Below are 13,183 nucleotides of genomic sequence, written 5' to 3' on the forward strand. Positions count from 1 at the left end.
ACGACATGAGTACCCACTTCGAACCGGTCCCCCTCGTCGGCACGGGAGTCGACCCGGCCGCGGACATCGAGTTCTGGCTGGCCTCCCCGCCGGTGCGCGCGCTGGTCGAGGCGTTCGCCCGCACCGACCAGGACCACGAGCTGGCCCGCGACCTCGCGGCCGGGAAAGGCGACGCCGCGGAGCGGCTGGCCCGGCTCGACGTGTTCACCCGGCGCTGGGACACCCGGCGGGGCAGGGAGCGCAACCTGGCCGACGACCTGCCCGTGCGGCCCGAGCAGCGGCAGCTCGTACGGGCCGCGGCCGAGGCGCTCGGCCTGTGCGGCGGCACCCGCCTGCGCTACGGCCACTACGAGCACGTCCTGGTGCTGGGCGGCCTCATCCGGGCCTGCCTGGCACGCACGGCGTACGCCGCCCAGCTGATCCGCACCGGGCGGGTGACGGCCGGCTCCGTCACCGCTCTCGGCGGCCACCGCCCTTTCCTGGGCGACGAGTTCGAGCTCGCGGCGCTCGCCGGGGCACCCGAACTCGCTGAGGAGTACGAGGCGCTGGACTTCGGCACACGCCGCGCCTTCGGCCTGCAGACGCCGGAGTCCGTGGCGGGTGAGCACTCCGAACTGCCCGGCGGCACCTGGGCCGTACGCACGTACCGCACGCCCGGCCGGCTCCCCGTCCGGGTGGTCGCCGCCCCGTCGAGCGAGCCGGAGCGGCGCCGCGCGGACACCGCGGACAGCTACGCCTTCTTCGCCGAGCGGATCGCCGAACCGGAGCCCGGGGAGCGGCTGCTGCTGGTGACGACCGCGCTCCACGTCCCCGCCCAGCACGCCACCGCCGTACGGATGCTCCAGCTGCCCTTCGCCGTGGAGGTGGACACGGTCGGCATCGAACCGTCGCGGGCGCCGGAGCCGGCCCGGCGCCCGTCCGGCGCGACCTCGTACCTGCTGGAGATCCGGTCGACCGTACGGGCCCTGGCCCATCTCCTCGCCGCCCTGAGCTAGGGCCTTTCGTTTGGATCATCCCGGCGTCGCGGGGCCTGGCACGCGCATCTGCGGCGTTGTCGTCACTCGCCGACGCTCCGCGTCGACTCCCTCCTCCGCCTTGCAGCTGCACGCACCAGACCCCGCTCGGGCACGTCACCATGTCCCGTCGGCCCCAGCCGGGCTGATCCAAACGAAAGGCCCTAGGAACGCCGGAAGGCCCGGCTCCGAGTCGGTGGGACTCGGAGCCGGGCCTTCCGTACGGGGCTCTCCTGCGGAAATCCGCGGGATCAGGCCTCGAACACCTCACGCACCAGCTGCTCCTGCTCGGCCTGGTGCCGCTTGGCGGAACCGACGGCCGGGGACGAGGAGTGCGGACGCGAGATGCGGCGCAGGCGCTCGCCGTGCGGGACGTCGGCGCCGACCGCGAGGTCCAGGTGGTCGATCAGGTTGAGCGCGATGAACGGCCACGCACCCTGGTTCGCCGGCTCCTCCTGGGCCCACAGGTACTTCTCGGCGTTCGGGTACTTCTTGATCTCCGCCTGGAGCTCGGCACCCGGCAGCGGGTACAGGCGCTCGATGCGGATGATCGCCGTGTCCGTGACGCCGCGCTTCTTCCGCTCGGCCTCCAGGTCGTAGTAGACCTTGCCGGCGCAGAAGACGACCTTCTTGACGGCGGCCGGGTCGACCGACGCGTCGCCGATGACCGGCTGGAACTGGCCGGTGGTGAACTCCTCCGCCTTCGACGCGGCGGCCTTCAGGCGCAGCATCGACTTCGGGGTGAAGACGACCAGCGGCTTGTGGTGCGGGTTGTGCACCTGCCACCGCAGGAGGTGGAAGTAGTTCGACGGCGACGTCGGCATGGCGACCGTCATGTTGTTCTGCGCGCACATCTGGAGGAAGCGCTCCGGGCGGGCCGAGGAGTGGTCCGGGCCCTGGCCCTCGTAGCCGTGCGGCAGGAGCAGGACGACGCCGGACGTCTGGGCCCACTTCTGCTCGGCCGAGGAGATGAACTCGTCCACGACCGTCTGGGCGCCGTTGACGAAGTCGCCGAACTGCGCCTCCCACATCACGAGCGCCTCGGGGCGGGCCAGCGAGTAGCCGTACTCGAAGCCCATCGCCGCGTACTCGGAGAGCAGGGAGTTGTAGACGTTCAGCCGCGCCTGGTCCTCGGAGAGGTACTGCAGCGGCGTGTACTCCTCGCCCGTCTCACGGTCGATGATCACCGCGTGGCGCTGGCCGAAGGTGCCGCGCTGCGAGTCCTGGCCGGCCAGCCGGACCGGGACGCCCTCCAGCAGGAGGGAGCCGACCGCGAGGGTCTCGCCCATGCCCCAGTCGATGGTGCCGTCCTCGACCATCGACGCCCGGCGCTGGAGCTGCGGCAGCAGACGCGGGTGGACGGTGATGTGGTCGGGGATGTTGACCTGGGACTCGGCGATCCGCTTGACGACCTCCGTGGTCACCGCGGTGTTCACGGCGACCGGGAACTCGGCCTGCGGCTCCGAGGGCGAGACCGTCGACGGCTGCGAGGTGGCCTCGCGGACCTCCGTGAAGACCTTCTCCAGCTGGCCCTGGTAGTCCTGCAGGGCCTGCTCGGCCTCTTCCAGGGTGATGTCGCCGCGACCGATCAGGGACTCGGTGTAGAGCTTGCGCACCGAGCGCTTCTTGTCGATCAGGTCGTACATCAGCGGCTGGGTGAAGGCCGGGTTGTCCGACTCGTTGTGACCGCGGCGGCGGTAGCAGATGAGGTCGATCACGACGTCCTTGTTGAACGCCTGACGGAACTCGAAGGCGAGCCGCGCGACGCGCACGACCGCCTCGGGGTCGTCGCCGTTCACGTGGAAGATCGGGGCCTCGATCATGCGGGCCACGTCCGTCGCGTACATGGAGGAACGCGAGGACTCGGGGGCCGCGGTGAAGCCGACCTGGTTGTTGATGACCACGTGGACGGTGCCGCCGGTGCGGTAGCCGCGCAGCTGCGACATGTTCAGGGTCTCGGCCACGACACCCTGGCCCGCGAAGGCCGCGTCGCCGTGCAGGGCGATCGGCAGGACGGTGAAGTCCGTGCCGCCCTTGTTGATGATGTCCTGCTTGGCGCGGGCGACGCCCTCCAGGACCGGGTCGACCGCCTCCAGGTGCGAGGGGTTGGCGGTGAGCGAGACCTTGATCTGCTCGCCGTCCAGGCCGGTGAAGGTGCCCTCGGCGCCCAGGTGGTACTTCACGTCGCCGGAGCCGTGCATCGACTTCGGGTCGAGGTTGCCCTCGAACTCGCGGAAGATCTGCGCGTACGACTTGCCGACGATGTTGGCCAGGACGTTCAGCCGGCCGCGGTGGGCCATGCCGATGACGACCTCGTCCAGGCGGGACTCGGCCGCCGAGTCGATGACCGCGTCCAGCAGCGGGATGACGGACTCGCCGCCCTCCAGCGAGAAGCGCTTCTGGCCGACGTACTTGGTCTGCAGGAAGGTCTCGAAGGCCTCCGCGGCGTTCAGCCGGCGCAGGATGCGCAGCTGCTCCTCGCGCTCCGGCTTGGTGTGCGGGCGCTCGATGCGGTCCTGGATCCACTTGCGCTGCTTGGGGTCCTGGATGTGCATGAACTCGATGCCGGTGGTGCGGCAGTACGAGTCGCGCAGCACGCCGAGGATGTCGCGCAGCTTCATCAGGGACTTGCCGGAGAAGCCGCCGACGGCGAACTCGCGCTCCAGGTCCCACAGGGTGAGTCCGTGCTCGGTGATGTCGAGGTCGGGGTGCTTGCGCTGGCGGTACTCCAGCGGGTCGGTGTCGGCCATGACGTGGCCCCGGACCCGGTAGGAGTGGATCAGCTCGAAGACCCGGGCGGCCTTGGTGACGTCGTCGTCGTGGCTGGCGTCGATGTCCTTGAGCCAGCGGACCGGCTCGTAGGGGATGCGCAGGGCCTCGAAGATGTCGTCGTAGAAGCCGTTCTCGCCGAGCAGGAGGTTGGCGACCTGGCGCAGGAACTCGCCGGAGGCGGCGCCCTGGATGACCCGGTGGTCGTAGGTCGACGTGAGCGTCATGACCTTGGAGATGCCGAGCTTGTTCAGGGTGTCCTGCGAGGTGCCCTGGAACTCCGCCGGGTAGTCCATGGAGCCGACGCCCATGATCACCGCCTGGCCGGGCATCAGACGCGGCACGGAGTGCACGGTGCCGAGGCCGCCGGGGTTGGTCAGGGAGACCGTGACCCCGGTGAAGTCGTCCATCGTCAGCTTGCCCTCGCGGGCGCGGCGGACGATGTCCTCGTAGGCCTGCCAGAACTCGAAGAAGTTCAGCGTCTCGGCCTTCTTGATCGCCGCGACGACGAGCTGGCGGTCGCCGTTGGGCTTGACCAGGTCGATGGCGAGGCCGAGGTTGACGTGGTCCGGCTTGACCAGGGTCGGCTTGCCGTCCTTCTCCGCGAAGGAGTAGTTCATCGACGGCATGGCCTTGATGGCCTGCACCATCGCGTAGCCGATCAGGTGCGTGAAGGAGATCTTCCCGCCCCGGGCCCGCTTGAGGTGGTTGTTGATGACGATGCGGTTGTCGAACAGCAGCTTCACCGGGACCGCGCGGACCGAGGTGGCGGTCGGCAGTTCCAGCGAGGCGTTCATGTTCTTCGCGACGGCGGCGGAGGGGCCGCGCAGCGTCACGAACTCGGGGCCGGCCGCGGAGGCGGCGGCGGGCTCGGCCTTCTTCGCCTGGGCGGGCTTCGCGGCCGGGGCGGGCTTCGCCGCCGGAGCCGCCGGAGCGGCGGGCGCGGCGGCCTTGGCCGGAGCCGGCTTCTCGGCCGGGGCGGGCGCCGGGACCGGCGCGGGGGTCTCCGCGGCCCCCGCGGCCGCGGTACCCGCCGCAGCCGGGGCGGCGGCAGCCCCCGGCTTGTAGTCGGCGAAGAAGTCCCACCAGGCACGGTCTACCGAATTCGGGTCCTGGAGGTACTGCTGATAGATCTCGTCGACGAGCCACTCATTGGCGCCGAACGCGGCAGCGGGGTTCTTGCCCGCTTGGTCAGCGTCGGTCGAGATGCTCGATGCGTTACTGGGGGACTGTGGCGCCACGGCGAGAACCGCCCTCTTCCGCTTCACAAGGTGATGGACAGCGGGAATTAAGGCTACGCCTCCCCGGCCGGGAAGGTCAGGCCGGGCATGGGCAACGTCGTGTAAGTCACATCGGACAGCGTGTTTCGGGCTCAGAAATGGCGGGAAACAAGCGTGGTTCCGCTTCAGTGGCCCGCAAAGGGGATGGCGCAGCCGCGACCTGACGCGGCTGCGGCGCAGGTCTGTACCTGATCACAGCGTCTGTCAGGCACGACGCGTGTGGATCTTGACGCTCCGCTTCGAACTTTACGTCAACTTTGCACAGACGGCTGCCCCGGAAGTGTGACAAGAATCCGGCAACCGCGATCCGATTCGGCCACACCGATCCGGCCGCCGTGCAGATCCACCGCCCAGCGCGCGATCGCCAGCCCCAGTCCCGTGCCGCCGTCGCTGCCCGGCCCGTGCGGCCGGCTCACCGCGCCCCGGTTGAACCGCTCGAAGACCCGGTGCCAGTCCGAGCGCGGGATGCCCGGACCCTCGTCCAGGACCTCCAGCTCCAGCGACTCCGGGTACGGCCCGCGCCGCGCCTTGACCGTGACCCGGCCGTGCGGCGGGCTGTGCTTGATCGCGTTGTCGATGAGGTTGGCGACGACCTGGTGGATGCGCTCGGGGTCGGCGTGCGCGGTCAGCTCCGGCGGCGACACGTCGAGGTGCAGATGCACGTCGGTGCGGGTGTGGCTCCCGGAGCCCGAGGTCATGCCCGCGCGCGCGGAGGCGACCATGTTGGCCTCCTTCAGCACCCCGGACAGATAGGGCCACACCTCGAAGCGCCGCATCCGCAGCGGGACGACGCCGTTGTCCAGGCGGGACAGGTCGAGCAGCGTCTCCACGAGCCGTCCGAGGCGCTCGGTCTGCTTCAGCGCCGTGCGCATCGTCTCCGGGTCGGCCTCGGCGATGCCGTCGACCACGTTCTCCAGGACGGCCCGCAGACCCGCGATCGGGGTGCGCAGCTCGTGCGAGACGTTCGCCACGAGCTCCTTGCGCTGCTGGTCCTGGGCCTCCAGCTCGTCGGCCATGAGGTTGATCGTCCCGGCCAGGTCGCCCAGCTCGTCGCGCCGGCTCTCGCTGACCCGGCGCGTGTAGTCCCCCTGGGAGATGGACCGGGCCACCGTGTTCATCTCGTCCAGCGGCGCGGTGAGCGAATGCGCCACGAACTGCGTGATGAGCAGGGTGGCGATCATCGAGAAGACCGTGATGAAGCGCAGCTCCGTCTGGGTGCGCACCGCGATCATCGACAGTCCGGTGGTGATCAGGACCGCGATGACGACGAGTGCGCCCAGCTTGGTCTTGATCGAGAACGGGCGAACGCCGCCCCAGGGCTCCCCGGGGCCTCTCCGCGCGGCCGGACCGTCGCTCATGGCGCCGGCGTCTCCAGGGCGTAGCCCACGCCGTGCACGGTGCGGATGCGCTCGGCCCCGATCTTGCGCCGCAGGGCCTTGATGTGGCTGTCGACGGTCCGGGTGCCGGAGGCGTCCGCCCAGTCCCACACCTCGGCGAGCAGCTGCTCGCGCGAGAGGACCGCGCGCGGGGTGTTCGCCAGGCACACCAGCAGGTCGAACTCGGTCGGGGTGAGGTGCACGTCCTCGCTGCGCACCCGCACCCGCCGCTGCGCGTGGTCGATCTCCAGCTCGCCGAGGCGCAGGATGCCCGAGCGCGGCGTGGTGGCCGCGAGGGCGGCGCGCTCGACGCGGCGCAGCAGCACGTGCACGCGTGCCGCCAGCTCCCGCATGGAGAACGGCTTGGTCATGTAGTCGTCGGCGCCGACGCCGAGCCCGACCAGCATGTCGGTCTCGTCGTCGCGCGCGGTCAGCATCATCACCGGCACCGGACGCTGGGCCTGGACCCGACGGCAGACCTCCAGGCCGTCGAAGCCGGGCAGCATGATGTCGAGGATCAGCAGGTCGGGCTGCCAGGCCTCGGCCGTGTCGACGGCCGCCGGGCCGTCTCCCGCGGTCTGCACGAGGAATCCCTCGGCACGCAGACGGGCCGCGATGGCGTCCACGATGGTCGGATCGTCCTCGACCACCAGGACCCGGCGCTGTGCGCCAGGGGTCGCCGCCGTGCCGTTGTGGGAGGTGTGTGTCTGCTCCATCGCCCGCCCCAAAGTTGCTTTCCGGAATCCGTGGGGTGATTCCGCTTACTGGCTGTGCCTGCGCATGCTTGCGATTGACGCTTGAATGATCCGCGTCAGGGAAGCAGAGTACGGGGAGTCACCGTGCCAGGGCTATCCAGGTCGGACGGCGAGGTGTACGACGTCCGGAACGCCCCGGGCAACGGGGATCTCTTCGGTACGCACCTGCTGGAATCCGGCATTGCGCAAGGTTTCTTCGAATTCCGGGGAGGGCTGCGCGGACCATACGGCCAGCACCCCACCCGGTGTCAACGCCCTTGCGCAGGCGGCCAGTCCGTCCGGCGAGTACAGGCTCTCGTTGTCCTCGGTGACGGTCCATCCGGGCCCGTTGTCGATATCGAGGCAGAGCGCGTCGTACGTGGCGGATGTCTCATACACATGGGTGACGAGATCGGTCTCCAGGATCGACGTCCGCGGGTCGGTGAGCGCCGCCGCGGAAAGACCGGAGAGCGGTCCGCCGAGATGCCAGTCGATGATCGCGCGCTCCCGCTCCGCGACGGTGATCCGCCCTGGCCGCGGGTCGGCCGCGGCGTGTGCGAGCGAGAACCCCACGCCGAGCCCGCCGATCAGGATGTGCGGCCGTGAACGGTCGCCCAGCGCGTCGAGCGCCGCGTCGACCAGCAGCCGCTCGGAGCGGCCGTCGGAGGTGTCCATCAGGAAGCAGCCGTTGGCGATGATCTGGAGCAGGTCGCCGTGCCGCCGCAGCACCACCTCCCCGTGGAGGCCTTCGCGACGGTCCAGGACCACAGGGGTGTCGTACGAAGTGGGCACCGGGCCATCCTGCCAGGCGGGAGGGGCACCGCGGAGCCGGTCGATCGCTGTCAGCGAACGCGTCACAGGCCCGGGAACAATCGGGCCCGGTCAAGCATTGAGTCGGCGTAACTCAACTTGACTGCCTAAGGGGAGATCATGGCTTCGACGTCCACTTCGCTCACCCTGCCCGTGCTGCCGCTCGACGACGAGGTCGTGCTGCCCGGGATGGTGGTCCCCCTGGACTTGAACGACGCAGATGTGCGCGCCGCCGTGGAGGCCGCCCAGGCCGCCGCGCGGTCCACACCCGGCAAGCCCCGGGTGCTGCTGGTGCCGCGCATCGACGGCACCTACGCGAGCACCGGGGTGCTCGGCACCGTGGAGCAGGTCGGCCGGCTGGCCGACGGTGATCCCGGTGCCCTGATCCGCGGCCGCGGCCGCGTGCGCATCGGCGCGGGCACCACCGGGCCGGGTGCGGCGCTGTGGGTCGAGGGCACGTCCATCGACCAGAGCGTGCCCGAGCCGCTGCCCGGACAGGTGGCGGAGCTGGTGAAGGAGTACAAGGCCCTCGCCACCGCCTGGCTGCGCAAGCGCGGCGCCTGGCAGGTCGTGGACCGTGTGCAGGCCATCGACGACGTCTCGCAGCTCGCCGACAACTCCGGGTACTCGCCCTTCCTGACCACCGAGCAGAAGGTCGAGCTGCTGGAGACCGCCGACCCGGTGGCCCGGCTGAAGATCGCCACGCAGCAGCTGCGCGACCACCTCGCCGAGCAGGACGTGGCCGAGACCATCGCCAAGGACGTCCAGGAGGGCGTCGACAAGCAGCAGCGCGAGTTCCTGCTGCGCCGCCAGCTGGAGGCCGTCCGCAAGGAGCTGCGCGAGCTGAACGGCGAGGCAGGCAAGGACCCCGCCGAGGAGTCCGACGACTACCGCGCCCGCGTCGAAGCGGCCGACCTGCCGGAGAAGGTCCGCGAGGCCGCGCTCAAGGAGGTCGACAAGCTGGAGCGCGCGAGCGACCAGTCGCCCGAGGGCTCCTGGATCCGCACCTGGCTGGACACCGTCCTGGAGCTGCCGTGGAACGAGCGCACCGAGGACGCCTACGACATCCAGGGCGCCCAGGACGTGCTCGACGCCGAGCACGCCGGCCTGGAGGACGTGAAGGAGCGGATCACCGAGTACCTGGCGGTGCGCAAGCGCCGCGCCGACCGGGGGCTGGGCGTCGTGGGCGGCCGGCGCGGCGGTGCCGTGCTGGCGCTCGTCGGCCCGCCCGGCGTCGGCAAGACCTCGCTGGGTGAGTCCGTCGCCCACGCGATGGGCCGCAAGTTCGTGCGCGTCGCCCTCGGCGGTGTGCGCGACGAGGCCGAGATCCGCGGTCACCGCCGTACCTACGTCGGGGCGCTGCCCGGACGGATCGTGCGGGCGATCAAGGAGGCCGGGTCGATGAACCCGGTGGTCCTGCTCGACGAGATCGACAAGGTCGGCTCCGACTTCCGCGGCGACCCGGCCGCGGCCCTCCTGGAGGTCCTGGACCCGGCGCAGAACCACACCTTCCGCGACCACTACCTGGAGGTCGAGCTCGACCTGTCCGACGTGGTGTTCCTGGCCACCGCCAACGTCCTGGAGGCCATCCCGGAGGCCCTGCTCGACCGTATGGAGCTGGTCCGCCTCGACGGCTACACCGAGGACGAGAAGGTCGTCATCGCGCGCGACCACCTGCTCCCGCGCCAGCTGGAGCGGGCGGGACTGAACGCGGACGAGGTCACCATCGACGAGGGCGCACTGCGCAAGCTCGCCGGCGAGTACACCCGCGAGGCGGGCGTGCGCACCCTGGAGCGGTCCATCGCGCGGCTGCTGCGCAAGGTGGCGGCCCAGCACGAACTGGGCGAGCGGAAGCTGCCGTTCACCGTCGCCGAGGACGAGCTGCGCGGGCTGATCGGCCGGCCGCACCACGTGCCCGAGTCGGCCCAGGACCCGGCCGAGCGCCGTACGGCGGTGCCGGGCGTGGCGACCGGCCTCGCGGTGACCGGAGCGGGCGGTGACGTCCTGTTCGTCGAGGCGTCGCTGGCCGACCCGGAGACGGGCGCGGCGGGCCTGACGCTGACCGGCCAGCTGGGTGACGTGATGAAGGAGAGCGCGCAGATCGCCCTGTCGTTCCTGCGCTCGCACGGCGCCGAGCTGGAGCTGCCCGTCGCCGACCTCAAGGACCGGGGCGTGCACATCCACTTCCCGGCGGGCGCGGTGCCCAAGGACGGCCCGAGCGCGGGCGTCACGATGACGACGGCGCTGGCCTCGCTGCTGTCCGGCCGGCTGGTCCGCACGGACGTGGCGATGACCGGTGAGGTCTCGCTGACCGGCCGGGTGCTGCCGATCGGCGGCGTGAAGCAGAAGCTGCTCGCCGCGCACCGCGCGGGGGTCACGACCGTGATCATCCCCAAGCGCAACGAGCCCGACCTGGACGACGTCCCGGCCGAGGTGCTGGACAAGCTCGACGTCCACGCCGTGACCGACGTCCGCCAGGTCCTGGAACTGGCCCTGTCGCCGGCCACCAGCGACGCGGCCCGGGAGGTTCCGGCGGCGGCGTGACGGACGCCGCCGGACAGGGCAGGGCCCGGGTCCCCTTCGGGGGACCCGGGCCCTCGCCGTGCCGGGGAGGTCAGCCGTTGGCCAGGGCCACGACGCGGTCGAGGGCGCCGTTGAAACGGTTGTGGTCGCCGACGGTCGGGCCGGTCGACGTGTACTGCCACATCGTGTGGTAGCTCCAGCCGGCCGGCAGCTCGCCCACGGCTGTCGCGTACCGGGCGATCCACAGCGGGTTGGCCGTGGCGAAGGCGCCGGAGTTGCCGGTGCACTGCTTCCACCAGCTGGTCGCCGTGTAGATGACGGCGTCGCGGCCGGTGCGGGCCTTGTAGCGGTTCACGAAGTCGCGGATCCAGGTGACCATCGCGCTCGCGGACTTGCCGAAGCAGGCGTCGCCGTACGGGTTCCACTCGATGTCGAGGACGCCGGGCAAGGTGCGGCCGTCACGGGACCAGCCGCCGCCGTGGTCGACGAAGTAGTCGGCCTGGGTTGCTCCATTGGTGGTGTCCGGCGTCGCGAAGTGGTACGCGCCGCGGATCATGCCCACGTCGTAGGAGCCGTTGTACTGCTGGGCGAAGTAGGGGTTGGTGTAGTACGTCCCCTCGGTGGCCTTGACGTAGGCCCACTTGACCCCGCTGGACCACAGGGTCGACCAGGCGACGTTGCCCTGGTGGCTGGAGACGTCCACGCCCTCCGTCTGGGTGGCCAGGGTGCCGGCGGGGGCGCCGTCGGTGCCGTCGTGGGACACGACGCCGATGCCCATGTACGCGGAGCCGCGCGGCGGGGCGCCGGTGCCGCCGTCCCTCGCGGACGACGGCTGGGCGGCCAGGACGAGCAGGGCCAGGGTGAGCACGAGGGTGAGCAGGAGTCCGGTCGGATAGGGGCTGTGGGGGTGGCGCTGTTCGGGTCTGTGCACGGGCATAGCGTGCCTCCGAAGGCTCGGTGACGCATGGTGGGGAACGCGCACGGGTGTGGCGTGAGCATGTCAGCGCTGCTCCGCCGTACGACGCTAGGCAGCCGAATGACCAGGTGGAAGGGGCCCTGACGGCTGCCGTTGGTCTAAGCCTGCGAAATACTGACGGAGCTGCGGCGATGACGCCGATTGGCGGAAACTTTCACGGCCGGGAAAACGAGTCAGGGGCTGACGTGCACGAAGACGGCAACGGCGACGCGACGGCGCCCGGACCCGGGGCCTCCCGCGGTGGCATGGACCAGCCCGAGTTCCTGGACCTGGAACGCGAGTTGACGGTTCTCTTCCGGCGGGCCCGCGCCAAGCAGGGCGAGATGGCCCGCGAGGTGCACCCGGACCTGGAGTCGGCGGCGTACGGACTGCTGGTCCGTCTGGACGAGTCCGGACGGCTGCGCGCCACCGAACTCGCCGCGTACATCGGCGTCGGCAAGGCCACCATGTCGCGCCAGCTGCGCGCCCTGGAGGACCTGGGGCTGGTCGCCCGCGAGCCGGACCCGGCGGACGGCCGGGCCTGGCTGGTGCACCTCACCGAGGAGGGGCGCCGCCGGGTCGCCAAGGTGCGCGAGGCCCGCCGGGCGCGCTACGTCGCGCAGCTCTCGCACTGGGAGCGCGAGGAAGTGGCCGAGCTGGCCCGGTTGCTGAACCAGCTGAACCGCGGCACGGAGAAGTAGGCACCCTCCCCGGCGGCCCGCCCGCCCTCACAGCTCCACGTACACGACCGTCGCGTCGTCGTGCCGCTTGCCGCGGCCCGGGTGAGCGTGCTCCAGCGCCCGGACCCGCTCCACCAGCGCGCCCGCGCCCTCCTTGCGGACCAGGCCGAGGCAGCCGCCCCAGCCGCCCTGCCGGAAGCGCTCCACCCAGCGCGCCGCCCCGTCCGACAGCGCGGCCAGGGTGCGCACCTCGCCGCGCGGCAGCGTCCCCGTCACCGCACGCGCCGCCACCGCGGGGTCGGCGGCCGCCGTGAAGAAGCCGCCCTCCTTGTTGCGCAGATGCGCGTCGATGTGGGCGTCCGTCGCCAGCGCCGAACGGGGCAGCCGGGCCAGCCGGTCGTCCAGAAGGGCCGTCACCGTGCCGTCGCGTCCCTCCACGAGGAGCACCGAGTCGGACAGCACGAGGTACTCCACCGCCCTGGCGGACCACCGCGCGAGGGCGACGGTCGCCTGGGGCGTGCGCGGGTGAGAAAGCTCACAGGTCCCCGCATGGGCCTCGGCGGTACGGGCGATGGCGTGGCCCAGCACGTCCGCGAGTGGAACATCAGGGAGGGAAACGGTCAGTTCGGTCAGGGCCCCGCCCAGGCGCGCGGTGAACCAGTGGACGGAGTGCCGGCACCCCGTCGCATCCCTCGGCGGTGTCACCCCGTCCAGGACGACGAGGGCCCCTCCCCGCCCCGAGGCGGGCAGAGCGACACTCGCGAAGTCCTCGTTGGCGCGGTCCGGATCGCCCGATTCCGAAACTAGCTCAGTGCGCATCCGGCCAGTCTGCACGAGCCCTTCACAAGATCCCCCAAGGGGGCGCATCCTGCCGGTTCGTCACGGCGGCGCAGGTCATCCGCCTGATTTGAGAGAAATGCTTCACTCCGGCAAGGCGTGGCGGCGAATACTGCCACCGCCCGCCGCAGACGTCCAACCGGCCCACCCCGCGGGGCACCCGCACACGCCACGGGAACTTGCCCGCCAACTCCCCTCCGGGGTTC

The 13,183-nt window shown here is 71.1% G+C and carries 9 protein-coding genes; 3 read left to right on the forward strand and 6 right to left on the reverse strand.

Annotated elements, in window-relative coordinates; all coding sequences use genetic code 11:
- Positions 1 to 5 precede the first annotated feature (5 nt).
- Positions 6 to 995, forward strand: a complete 990-nt coding sequence (locus ACFRAC_RS10420; protein ID WP_382923156.1) for a hypothetical protein — start codon at positions 6 to 8, stop codon at positions 993 to 995.
- A 269-nt stretch (positions 996 to 1,264) separates the two neighbouring features.
- On the opposite strand, the gene ACFRAC_RS10425 is transcribed toward ACFRAC_RS10420, so the two are convergent.
- The 4 genes from ACFRAC_RS10425 to ACFRAC_RS10440 all read right to left on the reverse strand — a co-directional run bounded on the left by ACFRAC_RS10425 (position 1,265) and on the right by ACFRAC_RS10440 (position 7,964).
- Positions 1,265 to 5,023, reverse strand: coding sequence for a multifunctional oxoglutarate decarboxylase/oxoglutarate dehydrogenase thiamine pyrophosphate-binding subunit/dihydrolipoyllysine-residue succinyltransferase subunit (locus ACFRAC_RS10425; RefSeq protein WP_382923158.1), 3,759 nt, complete (start codon positions 5,021 to 5,023; stop codon positions 1,265 to 1,267).
- Positions 5,024 to 5,313: 290 nt separating this feature from the next.
- A complete protein-coding gene (locus ACFRAC_RS10430) occupies positions 5,314 to 6,420 on the reverse strand; it encodes a sensor histidine kinase (protein WP_382923160.1) in 1,107 nt (368 codons plus the stop codon).
- Positions 6,417 to 7,154 (reverse strand): response regulator transcription factor, encoded by a 738-nt coding sequence (locus tag ACFRAC_RS10435; RefSeq protein ID WP_361344726.1) that lies wholly within the window; start codon positions 7,152 to 7,154, stop codon positions 6,417 to 6,419. The genes ACFRAC_RS10430 and ACFRAC_RS10435 overlap by 4 nt, the downstream gene beginning before the upstream one ends.
- A gap of 132 nt (positions 7,155 to 7,286) precedes the next feature.
- Complete coding sequence (locus ACFRAC_RS10440; protein WP_382923162.1) at positions 7,287 to 7,964, reverse strand: spermidine synthase; 678 nt, start codon at positions 7,962 to 7,964, stop codon at positions 7,287 to 7,289.
- A gap of 138 nt (positions 7,965 to 8,102) precedes the next feature.
- Between ACFRAC_RS10440 and lon the strand changes: the two genes are divergently transcribed.
- Entirely contained in the window at positions 8,103 to 10,526 is a 2,424-nt protein-coding gene (lon, locus tag ACFRAC_RS10445; RefSeq protein ID WP_382923164.1) for an endopeptidase La, read from the forward strand.
- A gap of 70 nt (positions 10,527 to 10,596) precedes the next feature.
- Here lon and ACFRAC_RS10450 read toward each other — a convergent pair whose 3' ends face one another.
- A complete protein-coding gene (locus tag ACFRAC_RS10450; RefSeq protein WP_382923166.1) occupies positions 10,597 to 11,442 on the reverse strand; it encodes a lysozyme in 846 nt (281 codons plus the stop codon).
- Between the two features lie 224 nt (positions 11,443 to 11,666).
- Here ACFRAC_RS10450 and ACFRAC_RS10455 point away from each other — a divergent pair, with 224 nt between their 5' ends.
- Positions 11,667 to 12,161: a MarR family winged helix-turn-helix transcriptional regulator gene (locus ACFRAC_RS10455; protein ID WP_382923168.1), complete on the forward strand. Its 495-nt coding sequence runs from the start codon at positions 11,667 to 11,669 to the stop codon at positions 12,159 to 12,161.
- A 27-nt stretch (positions 12,162 to 12,188) separates the two neighbouring features.
- Here the strand turns inward: ACFRAC_RS10455 and ACFRAC_RS10460 are convergent, their stop codons facing one another.
- Positions 12,189 to 12,959, reverse strand: a complete 771-nt coding sequence (locus tag ACFRAC_RS10460) for a protein phosphatase 2C domain-containing protein (protein ID WP_382923170.1) — start codon at positions 12,957 to 12,959, stop codon at positions 12,189 to 12,191.
- Between the last annotated feature and the right edge of the window lie 224 nt (positions 12,960 to 13,183).

It is taken from the genome of Streptomyces sp. NPDC056628, assembly GCF_042792555.1.
Taxonomy (GTDB): domain Bacteria; phylum Actinomycetota; class Actinomycetes; order Streptomycetales; family Streptomycetaceae; genus Streptomyces.